Source organism: Gracilibacillus kekensis (assembly GCF_900143085.1).
Classification (GTDB): Bacteria; Bacillota; Bacilli; order Bacillales; family Amphibacillaceae; genus Gracilibacillus; species Gracilibacillus kekensis.
The window spans coordinates 65,524-80,310 of record NZ_FRCZ01000002.1 but is presented as its reverse complement, the minus strand read 5'-3'; the positions used below and the strand labels follow the sequence as shown (position 1 = coordinate 80,310).

Here is a 14,787-nt window from a genome sequence, read left to right as displayed (position 1 = left end):
ACTCCTAGGGGATCAGCGCGATCTGAAGATCCACTTTGTAAAGCGATCTTCTTTACAAAGTTAGCTGAAGACGCGCCCCCTAGAAAGCGAAGTGGGCAAGCCGGAGCGGTTGTTATACCTATTTCTCATTTCAAAATTACCACTATAAGGACCGGGTAGGGCATTCTCGGTTTTTTTAGTTATACCATCACTTTACACATATCATTCGTTAGTGCCACTGGGTCTTCAACTGGTAATCCTTCGATAAGAAGAGCTTGGTTATACAAGATATTAGTGTATAGTTTTACTTTGTCTTTGTCAGATTCGTGTGCACTAATGAGAGCTTTGAAAATATCATGTTTATTGTTGATTTCTAATACTTTCGTTGCTTCGATATTTTGGTTATCAGGCATTTGCTTTAAGACTTTCTCCATCTCAATCGAAACATCACCTTCTGCAGATAAGCAGACAGGATGTGATTTTAAACGAGTGGATAGTTTGACGTCTTTTACTTTATTGCCTAGAATTTCTTTCATTTCAGTTAGCAGATCTTTATGTTCTTCTTTCTGTTTTTCTGCTTCTTTTTTGGTTTCTTCATCTTCGAGATCAAGGTCACCGCTTGAGACATTTTTGAATTCTTTATCATCGTATTTTACTAACATTTTGATCGCAAATTCATCGACTTCATCTGTGAAATAAAGTATTTCATATCCTTTATCTTTTACCATCTCTGTTTGTGGCAGTTTTTCAATGCGGTCATGTGACTCTCCTGTCGCATAATAAATATGTTCTTGATCCTCAGGCATGCGCTCTACGTATTCTTTCAGTGATACCAGTTTTTCTTCACTTGAAGAATAGAAGAGAAGCAGGTCTTGTAATTTCTCTTTATTGGCCCCAAAGTCATTGTACACACCAAATTTAATTTGGCGACCGAATGCTTCATAGAATTTTTCGTATTTTTCACGATCGTTTTTGAGCATGCTTTGCAGGTGATTCTTCACCTTTTTCTCAATATTTTTAGCAATTAGGTTTACTTGACGGTCTTGTTGTAAAATTTCACGAGAAATATTTAATGATAAATCTTCAGAGTCCACAATACCACGAACAAAGCTGAAATGATCTGGTAAAAGGTCTGCACATTTATCCATAATTAACACACCATTTGAATAAAGCTCTAAGCCTTTTTCAAAATCTTGGGAGTAATAATTAAATGGTAACTGCTCCGGTATATATAGAATGGATTGGAATCGCACCATTCCATCAACACTAATATGCAGGTGGCTAAGAGGTTTATCAAATCCAAAGTGTTTTTCTTGATAGAATGCTTCATAGTCTTCATCCGATAATTCCTGTTTATTTTTTCTCCATATTGGTACCATACTATTAATTGTTTGTTCTTCTGTTACTTCCACTGTTTCTTCTTCATTATCTTCTTGTGGGTGTTGTTCGGTTACATCCATTTTAATTGGATAGCGAATAAAATCAGAATATTTTTTAATAATTGATTTCAATTTATATTCTTCTAAATACTCATCGTAATTTTCTTCATCCGCATTTTCTTTCAATTGGATAATGATTTCAGTTCCAACATCTTCTTTATTATAAGATTCAATGGTGTATCCTTCTTCACCATCTGACTGCCATTTATAGCCTTCTTCACTGTGAAGTGCACGAGTAAAGACAGTTACTTTATCTGCCACCATAAAAGAAGAATAGAAGCCAACACCAAATTGACCAATAATCTCCTGACCGTCTTTCATCTCAACTTCATTTTTGAAGGCGAGTGAACCACTTTTAGCAATTGTTCCTAAATTGTCTTCTAACTCTTCTTTAGTCATGCCAATACCCGTATCTTTCACGGTTAATGTGCGTTCTTCTTTGTCTGCTTCAATACGGATATAATAATCATCTTTATTGAATGATATACTATCATCTGTCAGTGCTTTATAATAGATTTTATCGATGGCATCACTGGCATTAGAGATAAGTTCGCGTAAAAAGATTTCTTTCTGTGAATATATGGAATGAACCATCATCTCAAGTAATCGTTTTGATTCAGCTTGGAATTGTTTTTGTTCCATTAGTAACGTCCTCCTAATAAATAAAAATAGTATGTAGGTTAGCACTCTTGATGCTAGAGTGCTAACACATAATAATTATCATAAAATGAAAGAGGTGTCAAGAGAAACTAGATTTCAGAAAATTATGAGATTTAGACTTATTTTTTATAAGTTAGATGTGGTATCATATATACATATTGACGTTGTACGGGTGAGCAGAGGGGGTAGGAAAGTGGCATTTGACTATCAAACACCGCGTTATTTGCATGTAATAGAACAAATAAAGGCAAAAATAAATGATGGTGAACTAGAGTCAGGAGAGCGTTTACCATCTGAAATGGAATTTGCAAAGCAATTAAATGTTTCTCGTAACACGTTAAGGGAAGCGCTTCGAATTTTGGAAGAAGAAAATGTGATTATACGTAAGCATGGTATTGGTACATTTGTGAATAAAAAACCGATTTTTTCAGGTGGGATTGAAGAGCTGTTTAGTATAACTGATTTCATCAAGAGGGAAGGTAAAGAGCCTGGTACACAGTTACTCTATCATGGTAATGTAGGTGCTGTTGGCGAGGACAAACAAGAATTAAATTTGACAGATAATGACCGTGTTTATTTGGTGAAACGGGTACGAACTGCTGATGGGGTACCTTTAGTTTACTGTATCGATAAAATACCGACATCTATAATTGGTGAAGATTATAACTTTAATGAGGAATCAATGTTAAATTCATTGCAGGAAAAAAAGGGGATTACCATTAGTTATGCCAAAGCGGATATAAAAACAATCGGATATCATGAAGAGATTTCTGACATTCTAGCAGCAGAACAAGATGAGCCATTGTTAATTCTTAAACAAATTCATTATGATTTAAATGATAAGCCTATTTTATATTCATTAAATTTTTTCCGTTCGGATCAAGTGAGCTTTAGTGTTTATCGAAAAAGAGTACTTTAAGTAAACCACTCAAATGTTGAGTGGTTTTTCTTTTGAAATATTTAGTTATTGACTTGTTGGACGTCCAACTTATATAATAAAATCCGAACCCTGTTTGGAAAGGGTTTTCATTTTTTGTGTAAGTTGTTGGACGTCCAATCAATTTTAAGGGAGGGGATAATATAATGAATTTTGTATGGGGTGTCATAGGTGTAATTGTCGTATTAAGCATTGCCTTCTTATTCTCAACTAAAAAGAATGCAATTAATTTAAGAACAATAGTAGGTGGATTAGCAATTCAATTCTTATTTGCTTTTATTGTATTAAAGTGGGAAAGTGGAAAAGAAGGATTAGAATGGTTTACTCTTAGAGTACAAGATATTATTAACTATGCAAATGAAGGTATTGCTTTTCTATTTGGCCCTTTAGCAGATGGGGATGAGATTGGGACAATATTTGCTTTTCATGTGTTACCAATCATTATTTTCTTTTCCTCATTAATTTCGGTATTGTATTATTTAGGAGTTATGCAATGGATTATTAAAATTCTTGGTGGAGGATTGTCCAAGCTGTTAGGAACTAGTAAGTCTGAATCTATGTCTGCAGCTGCTAATATCTTTGTTGGACAGACAGAAGCACCGTTAGTTGTACGACCATTTTTATCAAAAATGACTCATTCCGAGTTATTTGCGGTAATGACCGGTGGATTAGCATCTGTAGCAGGTTCTGTCTTAATCGGTTATTCTTTAATGGGAGTACCTTTAGAATATTTATTAGCGGCAAGTTTTATGGCAGCGCCTGCAGGTTTAATTATGGCTAAAATAATGATGCCAGAGACCGAGGTGTCTGAAACCACTGATGAAATAGAGATCGAAAAAGATGTAGAGTCAACTAACGTGATTGACGCGGCTGCAAAAGGTGCCTCAGATGGGTTGAAATTAGCGTTAAATGTTGGAGCAATGTTATTGGCGTTTATCGCATTAATTGCGCTTATTAATGGAATATTAGGTATATTTGGAGGAATTACACTAGAATTGATTTTAGGTTATGTATTTGCTCCTGTCGCTTTTGCCATTGGTGTCCCTTGGTCTGAAGCTGTTATGGCAGGCGGTTTCATTGGACAAAAACTAGTGTTAAATGAATTTGTTGCTTATGCATCATTTTCACCCGAAATGGAAAACTTATCAGCTAAAACGAATCTTATTGTAAGCTTTGCTTTATGTGGTTTTGCTAATTTAAGTTCAATGGCGATACTTTTAGGCGGACTTGGTGGAATTGCTCCGAATCGCCGTAAAGATATTGCTAAGATGGGATTAAAAGCAGTTGCTGCAGGAATGTTAGCATCTTTATTAAGTGCAGCTGTAGCAGGTATGTTCTTTTAAAATTTGTTGTAATTAAAGAAAGGAAGAAATGACAAATGAGAATGGTTGATTTAATTGCAAAAAAACGAGATGGTCATGCTTTAACTAAAGACGAGATTAATTATATGATAAATGGTTATACGAAAGAAGAAATACCGGACTATCAAATGTCGGCAATGGCAATGGCTTTATATTTTCAAGAAATGACAACGGAAGAACGAGTTGCTTTAACAATGGCAATGGTTGAATCTGGAGATCAAGTGGATTTGTCTGATATTGAAGGCATTAAAGTAGATAAGCATTCAACTGGAGGTGTTGGTGACACTACTACATTGATCCTTGCTCCACTTGTAGCTTCAGTAGGTGTGCCTGTTGCCAAAATGTCAGGAAGAGGCTTAGGACACACAGGAGGAACGATCGATAAATTAGAGTCAATTGAAGGATTTCAAGTTGAATTAACTGCGGAAAAATTCAATCAGCTTGTAAATGATCAGAAGGTAGCAGTAATTGGACAAAGTGGTAACCTGACACCTGCAGATAAAAAGTTATATGGTTTACGTGATGTAACGGCAACTGTAAATTCTATTCCATTAATCGCCAGTTCGATTATGAGTAAGAAAATTGCTTCAGGAGCAGATGCGATTGTATTAGATGTGAAAACAGGGTCAGGCGCATTTATGAAAGAATTAGATGATGCTAAACAACTAGCAAAAGCAATGGTCGATATTGGTAATGGAGCGGGAAGGAACACGATTGCGGTAATTTCAGATATGAATCAACCGTTGGGTTACGCAGTTGGAAATGCTTTAGAGATAAAAGAAGCGATAGACACTCTGCGGGGACAAGGACCGGAAGATCTATATGAATTATGTTTAACTTTAGGCAGTCAAATGGTGCTTTTAGCGAAAAAGGCAGATTCTTTAGAAGAAGCGCGAGAAAAATTAGAAGAATCGATTGCTTCAGGTAAAGCCATCGAAAAGTTCAAAGCATTTATTACTTCTCAAGGTGGCGATGCTACTGTAGTTGATCAACCTGAAAAATTACCAAAAGCAAAGCACGTTTTCGAGGTGAAAGCACAAAAGTCAGGATACGTTCGTGAAATTATTGCAGATGAAATAGGTACCTCAGCAAGTATGTTAGGTGCAGGACGCTTAACCAAAGATTCTGTAATTGATTTGGCGGTAGGTGTGGTTTTACAGAAAAAAATTGGGGAAGTAGTAAATAAAGGAGATGTCATTGTTCGAATATATAGCAATCAAGAAAACGTTGAAGAAGTAGAAGAAAGAATACAGCAAGCGTATTCAATTACAGATCAAAAAGTTTCTGTACAACCTTTAATTTATGATATTATTAATTAAAAAGAAAGCCCTTTTACTTTATTGAGAAGGGCTTTATACACAATGATAAAGGTTGGACATCCTACCGAGATCAAATTTCTTTGAGGGGAAAAGTCCTGGAAGCACTAGTAGTAAATCTAAACGTTGGGAATAATCATAAAGGTACCTTTTATATATTTATAAAATTAATACGTTAAAGTACTTATTATTTTAATTAAGACAAAAGAAAGGAAGAAAACATGATGCATCAACCATTTAAACGAATATTTTTAGTTGTCTTGGATTCAGTTGGAATCGGTGAAGCTCCGGATGCTGCTCAATTTAATGATGAAGGAGCAGATACTTTAGGACATATTGCGGAACATATGAATGGTCTCGATATGCCGAATATCGGTAGATTAGGCTTGAGCAATATTAGAGATATAAAAGGAATCGAAAAAGCAGAAAAACCTAAAGCTCATTATACAAAAATGCAGGAAGCCTCCAATGGTAAAGATACGATGACTGGTCATTGGGAAATCATGGGTCTGCACATTGAACAACCCTTTCAAACCTTCCCTGATGGTTTTCCAGACGATTTAATTCAACAATTAGAAGCAAAAACTGGCCGTAAGATTATTGGAAATAAACCTGCCTCAGGAACTGCTATTATTGAAGAACTTGGTGAGGAGCATATGAAGAGTGGAGATTTAATCGTATATACATCTGCTGACTCTGTTTTACAAATTGCTGCCCATGAAGAGATTATTCCAATCGAAGAACAATATCAAATTTGTGAGATCGCAAGAGAATTAACAAAAAATGATACCTACATGGTAGGTCGCATTATTGCGCGTCCATTTATAGGGGATCCAGGGTCCTTTGAACGTACGTCTAACAGGCACGATTATGCGTTGAAACCTTTCGGAAGAACGGTAATGAATGACCTTGCTGATAGTGACTTTGATGTTATTGCCTTAGGGAAAATAGCTGATATTTATGATGGAGAAGGTGTTACCGAATCAATACGAACCAAAGATAATGACGATGGCATGGAAAAATTCATCCAATCCATCGACAAAGATTTTCATGGGCTTAATTTCTTAAATTTAGTTGATTTTGATGCGAAATATGGACATCGTCGTGATCCTAAAGGGTACGGGGAAGCATTAGAAACCTTCGATAAACGATTACCTGAAGTTCTAAAGAAATTGAAGAAAGATGACCTGTTAATCATTACCGCTGATCATGGAAATGATCCCGTCCATCATGGCACAGATCATACCAGAGAGTATGTACCATTATTGGTTCATCATAATCAAATCATGAATGGTAAACAACTAGATGTGAGAGAAACATTTGCGGATATCGGCGCGACCATTGCCAAAAATTTTGGTGTATCATTACCATCGAACGGGAAGAGTTTTCTAAAGGATATTGAATAATTAGGAGGACACGACAATGAATCATTTAAACGAAGCAACATCCTATCTCCAAACTAAAATTACGACAAAACCAAAAGTTGGATTAATTTTAGGTTCAGGTCTTGGGATGCTTGCAGATGAAATAGAGAATCCAACCAAAATAAAGTATGAAGAAATACCAGGTTTCCCTATCTCAACGGTCGAAGGACATGCTGGTCAGTTAGTAATTGGCAATCTGCAAGGTGTAGAGGTAATTGCGATGCAAGGACGTTTCCACTATTATGAGGGGTATGGCTTAGAGGCCGTTACATTTCCAGTACGTGTTATGAAGGAGTTAGGTATCGATAAGTTGTTGGTGACAAACGCTGCTGGTGGAATTAACCGTGATTTAGAACCAGGTGATTTAATGCTAATCACTGATCATATTAATAATACAGGGCAAAATCCTTTAATTGGTGAAAATCTAAGTGATCACGGTGTTCGTTTTCCAGATATGTCAACAGCTTATGACCGTAATCTTCAAAAAGTGTCCAAACAAGTAGCAAGTCAATTAAATATCACCCTTAAAGAAGGTGTTTATGTTTGGAATACGGGACCAAGCTATGAAACACCTGCTGAAATCCGGATGCTAGAAAAAATCGGCGGTGATGCAGTAGGTATGTCAACTGTACCTGAAGTAACCGTTGCTCGTCATGCAGGTACTCAATGTGTAGGGATTTCATGTATATCGAACATGGCAGCAGGGATTCTAGATCAGCCGTTAACACATGATGAAGTGATAGAGACTACAGAAAAGGTTCGAGAATCCTTTCTAACGTTTGTTAAACAATTAATTAAAGAGATTGGATAAGAGGAGGAACCTAGATGGATCAACAATTAATCGAAGAAGCAAAAAAAGCACGTGAAAAAGCTTATGTTCCCTATTCTAATTTTAAGGTAGGAGCTGCATTATTAGATGATCAAGGTAACATTTTTCACGGTTGTAACATCGAAAATGCTGCCTATTCGATGTGTAATTGTGGAGAAAGAACTGCTTTATTCCACGCATATGCGAATGGCTCGAAAAACTTCAAAATGATGGCAGTTGTGGCAGATACAGATCGACCAGTATCTCCGTGCGGCGCATGTCGTCAAGTACTAGCAGAATTATGTGACGCCAACATGAAAGTCATATTAACAAACTTGCAAGATGATGTGCTAGAAACAACCGTCAGTGAGCTGCTACCGGGAGCATTTATCTCAGACGATCTATCACACGCAAAAAAATAAGGAGGAATTATAATGCCATTAGCTAACAAAATTGATCATACCGCATTAAAGCCAGATACAACTAAGGAGCAAATCGAAACACTATGTAATGAAGCTAAGTTACATGGTTTTTATTCCGTTTGTGTTAATCCGACATGGGTACCCTTGGCTTCAGAACTATTAAAAGGTACTGATGTAGCAGTTTGTACCGTTATCGGTTTCCCATTAGGTGCTACATCATCAGCTGTAAAAGCATTTGAAACCAAATATACCATTGGAAAAGGTGCAACAGAAGTTGATATGGTGATAAATGTTGGGGCATTAAAAGATGGAAATCATGAAGCTGTCCAAAAAGATATTGAAGCAGTCGTCCAAGCTGCAGAAGGAAACGCACTGGTTAAAGTTATTATTGAAACATGTTTATTAACAGATTCTGAAAAACAAAAAGCATGTCAATTAGCAGTTGCTGCAGGTGCCGATTATGTAAAAACATCAACAGGTTTCTCATCTGGTGGCGCAACAACAGAAGATATCGCATTAATGCGTAAAACCGTTGGACCAGAAATTGGCGTGAAAGCTTCCGGCAGTGTCCGCGACCAAAAAACCGCACAAGCAATGGTAGACGCAGGAGCATCCAGAATCGGTGCAAGTGCAAGTGTGTCGATTATCAAAGGAGAAGAAAGTAATAGCGACTATTAAAGGGAAGGATACAACCTGAAGGAAGGTTGTATCCTTTTTCTATTAATAGATACTTCTAATAGTAATTCTACAAAGTTGCCAGTAAAAGCATCAGAGTTGCCAGTAAACATATCAAAGTTGCCAGTAAAAGCATAAAGTTGACAGTAACGGACTGAATGTCGCCAGTAAATATTAGTTTACTGAAACTTTCATGGTAATTATGACGTATACATAGTAGGTATGATAAAAGAAGGGGAGAGTCACATGTACGAAGAAGAGGTTATACATAAGGAGCATCAAGATATAAATAAAGCTAATGCAAAAATGGGGTGGGGTGGAGTCATCGGCTTTTTTGCCTCATATCTCTTTATTATTATAGTAACGGGAATACTAATAGGCATTCTAGTTGTGATATTAGATCGAGGAACAGAAGGTTATTATACAAATCTATTTATGCAAAGTCATTATATGCTGATTTTAGATGCGATCGGATTTGTATTTGCACTATTACTATTTAAGAGGGTTCGCCAATTTCTAAAGACCGCCTTTTCATTTGCACCATTAAAAAAAGGAAGTACATACTTATTCTTACTTGCTGCGTTTATCATCAATTATATAAGTCAATTTCTCATACTAAATGTCTTAAAATGGGAAGATGGTACAAGTCAGGTAGATACGTTTGGTTTAGAAGGGGTTTCGGATCATTGGTTTAATATTTTATTGCTTTACGTAGCCTTTACAGTTATTACACCGATTAAAGAAGAAATTATGTTCAGAGGACTAGTCCATAAGTTTTTAGATGTGAAATATCATTTCTGGATTGGCTTGATTGTTTCATCTGTTATCTTTGGTGCTCTCCATCCGGGACATTTCTTATCTGCTGCAATTATGGGAGCAATATTCGTTTTGTTATATCGATTAACCAAGTCATTAGTTGTACCAATTTTCCTTCATATAATTTGGAATATGTATGCAGTTACTGGTATGTTAGCAATGATAGATCTTATATAATTGCATGAATAATTCAATCGGGACAAGCCAACCTAATACAGTAGGAGGGATTGGATGGATTTAGATTGGATTTGGAAAGCAATTTTAATTATACTTATAGGTACAATGCTCCTTCGCATAGCTGGTAGAAAATCGATCTCTCAAATGTCATTAGCTCAAACCGTCTTAATGATAGGGATTGGCTCATTACTTATTCAGCCAGTAGCTGGGAAAAGTATTTGGGTAACATTTGGGGTAAGTGGGATTTTGGTTATTACATTAGTTGTAGTGGAGTATGCTCAACTACGAATGGACAAAGTGGAAAGTATCGTTACTGGAAAATCAGCTATATTAATAAAAAATGGACAGATTATCGAACAGAACTTAAAGAAATATCGAATAACCGTTGATCTGTTGGAGATGTTGTTAAGACAAAACAGTGTTTCAAATATTAGTGATGTAGAATGGGCAACATTAGAACCAAACGGCCAATTAGGTTTTATTTTGAAACAAGAGGCACAACCTGCTACAAAGAAAGATCTGAAAACATTAACGAATCAATTAACACAATTGCAAAATAAAATGGATGAAGTAAATAAAAAACAACAAGATAACATCTTTGAAGAAGTTGCAAACAAAGGTCATCAGGAACCACCACCAGATCATCTGAAATAGCTCTGATTTTGTAGTGGACTATCATAAAAGATAGTCCACTTTTGATATTTATCTCTCACTATATAGAATAGATCCGATATCATTTTCATCCAAATAATCTTCATATCGTTCATGTTTTTCATTAACACCAATAAATTTACCATTGATGTCAGAAAGTAAAAAACCTTCTAATTCTTCTACACTTCCGACCAATTCATCTGAGTTAAAAAACATGTCGTCATAATCTTTTTGGGAATCATAAAAATCTGATGGGCCATCAGAAGATCCGTATTTTTCAACTCTTTGCCAGGAATCTTCCGCATCAAATATGGTTGATTTTTCTTCATCAACTTCTGATTCCATTTCATTAATGCTGGAATGAATAACATCTTCTTCAACTGGACGTGTTTTTGATATATGATGTTCCGCATGCTGTATACAACGTCTTGTCGTCGGCATTGACAAAAGTCTTTGCGCAGGAATCTCTGCACCACATTCCTCGCATTTATCATAGGTGCCTTGGTCGATGGCTTGTAGAGCAGTGTCTATATCTTTTAATTCCTGTTCTGCATGGTCATTTAAAGCAATATCTTTTTCTCTTTCAAATAATTCAGTTCCTGTATCTCCAGGATGATTATCATAATTCGATAACTCGGAAGTCGATTCTTTATTATGCTCTAACCCTAAACCATAATAGTCTTTCACATGCTTCTTAACAGTTTCTTTACGTGAAAGGAGTTCATTTCTACATTGCTGCAGTTGTCTTTGTTCAATCATTACTGCACCTCCTTACACGTTTAGTATCACCGATAAAGTCATTTTAAGTAAAGATGTTTTTGGAAATTCTAGAAAGAATAATTTGGAGTAGAAGAGGGGAAAATTAGCTTACATAAAGAAATCTGACTTTCTTCGAGAAGAAAGTCAGATTCAAGATTAGCCTCTTGCTTTTTCAAATTGCGTAATTTTATCTTCATGTGTTAATGTAACAGCAATTTCATCCCAACCGTTTAACAACATTTCACGTTTATAAGCATCTAAGTCAAAAGACGCTTCAAAACCTTGATTGTCGTAGACTTTTTTCTCTTCTAAATCAACGGTCAGATTATATTGGTCTGCTTCGGCATTTTTGATTAAAGTCTGTACTTGTTCCTCTGTTAATTTTACAGGAAGGATACCATTTTTGGTACAGTTGTTGTAAAAGATATCTGCATAGCTTGGCGCAATAATAACCCGGAAGCCATAATCCTGCAATGCCCATGGTGCGTGTTCACGGGAAGATCCACATCCAAAATTTTCACCAGCTACTAAGATAGAAGTTCCTTCATATTTTGGTTGATTTAATGAGAAGTCTTCACGTAATTCGCCTTTTGAATCAAAACGCCAATTGTAAAAAACGAACTGTCCAAAACCTTGACGTGAAATTCGTTTCAGAAATTGTTTAGGAATGATTTGGTCTGTGTCCACATTTGCTCGATTTAATGGAAAGACAAGCCCTTCATGTTTACGAATTGGTTCCATTCGTTGTTACCCCCTTTATCAATTAGCTTGGTGTAGCTACACCTAAGTGTCTTACGTCCACGAAATGCCCTTTAATCGCAGCAGCTGCAGCCATTTCAGGACTTACTAAGTGTGTACGAGCACCGGTACCTTGACGTCCTTCAAAGTTTCGGTTAGAAGTAGAAGCACAACGTTCGCCTTCTGGTACAACGTCATCGTTCATGGCAAGACACATACTGCATCCAGCGTCACGCCATTCAAATCCGGCTTCTTTGAAGAGTATATCGATACCTTCTTTTTCTGCCTGTGTTTTTACACTATGAGAACCAGGCACAACAATTGCTGTAACACTTGGATTGACTTTTTGGCCTTTTATTATTTCTGAAGCCTTACGCAAATCAGCTAAGCGAGAGTTCGTACAAGAACCAATAAATACATGCTCAATTGCTACAGAAGAGATGGGTTCGCCGCCTTCTAGCCCCATATATTCCAATGCACGTTTAAGTTCGTCTTTATCATTATCCGTTTGTACATCTTCGGGAGTAGGAACATTTGCACTTACTGGAATACACATACCAGGATTTGTTCCCCACGTTACTTGTGGTTCGATTTCATTTGCATCAATTTCTACTTGCTCATCATAGACAGCACCTTCATCGGTAGCAAGATCCTTCCATTCTTCAGCAAGTTTATCAAATGCTTCACCATCAGGAACATGTCGTTTTCCTCTTAAGAATTCTACAGTGGTATCATCAGGACTAATTAAACCGGCACGTGCACCAGCTTCTATCGACATGTTACATACTGTCATACGACCTTCCATTGATAAATCGCGAATAGCTTCACCTGTATATTCAAGGACATAACCAGTTCCAAATCTAACCCCATATTTTCCGATAATCGCTAAAATTAAGTCTTTTGCGGTAACACCAGTACCTAATTTACCATTCACTTTTACGTTTAAGGTCTTCGGTTTTTGCTGCCAGATTGTTTGCGTTGCTAAAACGTGTTCGACTTCACTTGTACCAATACCAAATGCTAAGGCACCAAATGCACCATGTGTTGAGGTATGGCTGTCACCACAAACGATCGTTTTGCCTGGTTGTGTTAAACCAAGTTCAGGACCAATAACATGCACGATTCCTTGATCTGGATGATGGATATCTGCTAAAGGTACTCCGAATTCATCACAGTTTGCTTTTAATGTTTCCATTTGTGTTTTTGACACTTCATCTTTGATGACATTACGATGAATGGTTGGCACATTATGATCCATCGTAGCAAAAGTACGATCAGGTTGACGCACTTTTCGGTTGTTCATTCGTAACCCTTCAAAAGCTTGAGGGGAGGTAACTTCATGAACTAAATGCAAATCAATATATAAAAGGTCTGGTTTACCTGCTTCTTGATGCACCATGTGCTTTTCCCAAATTTTTTCAACAATTGTTTTTGGTTTTCTCATCGTTTTCACTCCTTACCTGTTGTTATGGGTAGAAAAACATCGGCGACCAAAGTATATGATTGGTAACGCCGAAGTTTTTCAAAGACTTTTTCCATTATTCAAGAACTTAGATAGCATCGACAATTAGTTGGGTCATTTCTGTTGTGCTGACTAAAGTTCCGTTGTCATTTTTTAAATCGGCTGTATGGTAATTCTGATTTAAAACTTTCTCAACAGCATCTTCAATTGCTTGTGCTTCTTCATTTTTATCAAACGAATAGCGAAGCATCATAGCAGCTGACTGGATCATCGCAATTGGGTTAGCAATGCCTTTACCAGCAATATCTGGTGCAGAACCATGTGCTGGTTCATAAAGCCCAACACCATCTTCAGCAAGACTTGCCGAAGGGAGCATTCCCAGTGATCCGGTTAATACTGAAGCCTCATCACTTAAAATATCACCAAACATGTTTTCTGTAACAATAACATCAAATTGAGTTGGGTTTGTGATTAGTTTCATCGCTGCAGCATCCACCAAAACATGTTCCACCGTTACATCAGGATAATCGTTTTTCTTTTCTTCAACAATTTCTCGCCATAGTTTACTAGATTCTAACACGTTTGCTTTATCAACAGAAGTTAGATGCTTATTACGTAATTGGGCACTTTGAAAAGCTTTATCAATAATACGTTCCATTTCACTTTTAGTATACGACAACGTATCTACGACAGCATTGCCATTATCTAATCGTTCACTTGGTTGGCCAAAATACAAACCACCAGTTAATTCACGAACGATGAGAAGGTCACTGCCTTGGATAATTTCTTCTTTCAAAGGCGATGCGTGTAATAACTTGGGAAACCCTTTAACAGGACGTAAATTAGCATATAGATCTAATGCTTTACGAATACCTAATAAGCCACGTTCTGGTCTCAAGTCAGATGGATTATTGTCCCATTTTGGTCCACCAACAGCTCCTAATAAAACGGCATCAGCATTTTTACATGCATTAACGGTTTCATTTGGCAGGGGAGTGCCGTGATTATCAATGGCAATCCCGCCAATATCGTGTGAAGAAAATTCAAAAGTTGTATTAAATTTTTTACTTACAGCTTCGAGGACATCTTTGGCAGCGTAGATTACTTCTGCTCCAATTCCATCACCCGGAAGCAGTACGATTTTATTGCTCAATTCTATAACC

At 36.7% G+C, this 14,787-nt stretch carries 14 protein-coding genes; 9 read left to right on the top strand and 5 right to left on the bottom strand.

The annotated features are described in order from the left end of the window. Window positions 1–179 precede the first annotated feature (179 nt). The gene (htpG, locus tag BUC25_RS05905; protein ID WP_073200699.1) at window positions 180–2,060 is read right to left on the bottom strand and encodes a molecular chaperone HtpG; all 1,881 of its coding nucleotides are present in this window, start codon (window positions 2,058–2,060) and stop codon (window positions 180–182) included. A 211-nt stretch (window positions 2,061–2,271) separates the two neighbouring features. Here htpG and BUC25_RS05900 point away from each other — a divergent pair, with 211 nt between their 5' ends. From BUC25_RS05900 to BUC25_RS05860, 9 genes are all read left to right on the top strand, one after another. After that, a complete protein-coding gene (locus BUC25_RS05900) occupies window positions 2,272–2,997 on the top strand; it encodes a GntR family transcriptional regulator (RefSeq protein ID WP_073200697.1) in 726 nt (241 codons plus the stop codon). A gap of 164 nt (window positions 2,998–3,161) precedes the next feature. Beyond that, window positions 3,162–4,358, top strand: a complete 1,197-nt coding sequence (locus tag BUC25_RS05895) for a NupC/NupG family nucleoside CNT transporter (protein ID WP_073200695.1) — start codon at window positions 3,162–3,164, stop codon at window positions 4,356–4,358. Between the two features lie 35 nt (window positions 4,359–4,393). After that, entirely contained in the window at window positions 4,394–5,695 is a 1,302-nt protein-coding gene (locus BUC25_RS05890) for a pyrimidine-nucleoside phosphorylase (RefSeq protein WP_139251783.1), read from the top strand. Window positions 5,696–5,916: 221 nt separating this feature from the next. After that, entirely contained in the window at window positions 5,917–7,098 is a 1,182-nt protein-coding gene (gene deoB / locus BUC25_RS05885) for a phosphopentomutase (RefSeq protein WP_073200693.1), read from the top strand. Window positions 7,099–7,114: 16 nt separating this feature from the next. Beyond that, window positions 7,115–7,927 carry a purine-nucleoside phosphorylase gene (locus tag BUC25_RS05880; protein WP_073200691.1) on the top strand — a complete coding sequence of 271 codons (813 nt, stop codon included), beginning with the start codon at window positions 7,115–7,117 and terminating at the stop codon, window positions 7,925–7,927. 14 nt (window positions 7,928–7,941) lie between these two features. Continuing rightward, complete coding sequence (locus BUC25_RS05875) at window positions 7,942–8,346, top strand: cytidine deaminase (protein WP_073200689.1); 405 nt, start codon at window positions 7,942–7,944, stop codon at window positions 8,344–8,346. A gap of 12 nt (window positions 8,347–8,358) precedes the next feature. After that, entirely contained in the window at window positions 8,359–9,024 is a 666-nt protein-coding gene (gene deoC / locus BUC25_RS05870; RefSeq protein WP_073200688.1) for a deoxyribose-phosphate aldolase, read from the top strand. A gap of 243 nt (window positions 9,025–9,267) precedes the next feature. Continuing rightward, window positions 9,268–10,014 carry a CPBP family intramembrane glutamic endopeptidase gene (locus tag BUC25_RS05865; RefSeq protein ID WP_073200685.1) on the top strand — a complete coding sequence of 249 codons (747 nt, stop codon included), beginning with the start codon at window positions 9,268–9,270 and terminating at the stop codon, window positions 10,012–10,014. A 54-nt stretch (window positions 10,015–10,068) separates the two neighbouring features. Next, window positions 10,069–10,668 (top strand): DUF421 domain-containing protein, encoded by a 600-nt coding sequence (locus BUC25_RS05860; RefSeq protein ID WP_073200683.1) that lies wholly within the window; start codon window positions 10,069–10,071, stop codon window positions 10,666–10,668. 48 nt (window positions 10,669–10,716) lie between these two features. Here BUC25_RS05860 and BUC25_RS05855 read toward each other — a convergent pair whose 3' ends face one another. The 4 genes from BUC25_RS05855 to leuB form a co-directional block, all read right to left on the bottom strand. Continuing rightward, the gene (locus tag BUC25_RS05855) at window positions 10,717–11,424 is read right to left on the bottom strand and encodes a TraR/DksA C4-type zinc finger protein (protein ID WP_073200680.1); all 708 of its coding nucleotides are present in this window, start codon (window positions 11,422–11,424) and stop codon (window positions 10,717–10,719) included. 156 nt (window positions 11,425–11,580) lie between these two features. Then, window positions 11,581–12,165: a 3-isopropylmalate dehydratase small subunit gene (gene leuD, locus BUC25_RS05850; protein ID WP_073200678.1), complete on the bottom strand. Its 585-nt coding sequence runs from the start codon at window positions 12,163–12,165 to the stop codon at window positions 11,581–11,583. A 22-nt stretch (window positions 12,166–12,187) separates the two neighbouring features. Then, window positions 12,188–13,606 carry a 3-isopropylmalate dehydratase large subunit gene (gene leuC, locus BUC25_RS05845; protein ID WP_073200676.1) on the bottom strand — a complete coding sequence of 473 codons (1,419 nt, stop codon included), beginning with the start codon at window positions 13,604–13,606 and terminating at the stop codon, window positions 12,188–12,190. Between the two features lie 106 nt (window positions 13,607–13,712). Beyond that, the gene (gene leuB, locus BUC25_RS05840) at window positions 13,713–14,777 is read right to left on the bottom strand and encodes a 3-isopropylmalate dehydrogenase (RefSeq protein WP_073200674.1); all 1,065 of its coding nucleotides are present in this window, start codon (window positions 14,775–14,777) and stop codon (window positions 13,713–13,715) included. Window positions 14,778–14,787: the final 10 nt, after the last annotated feature.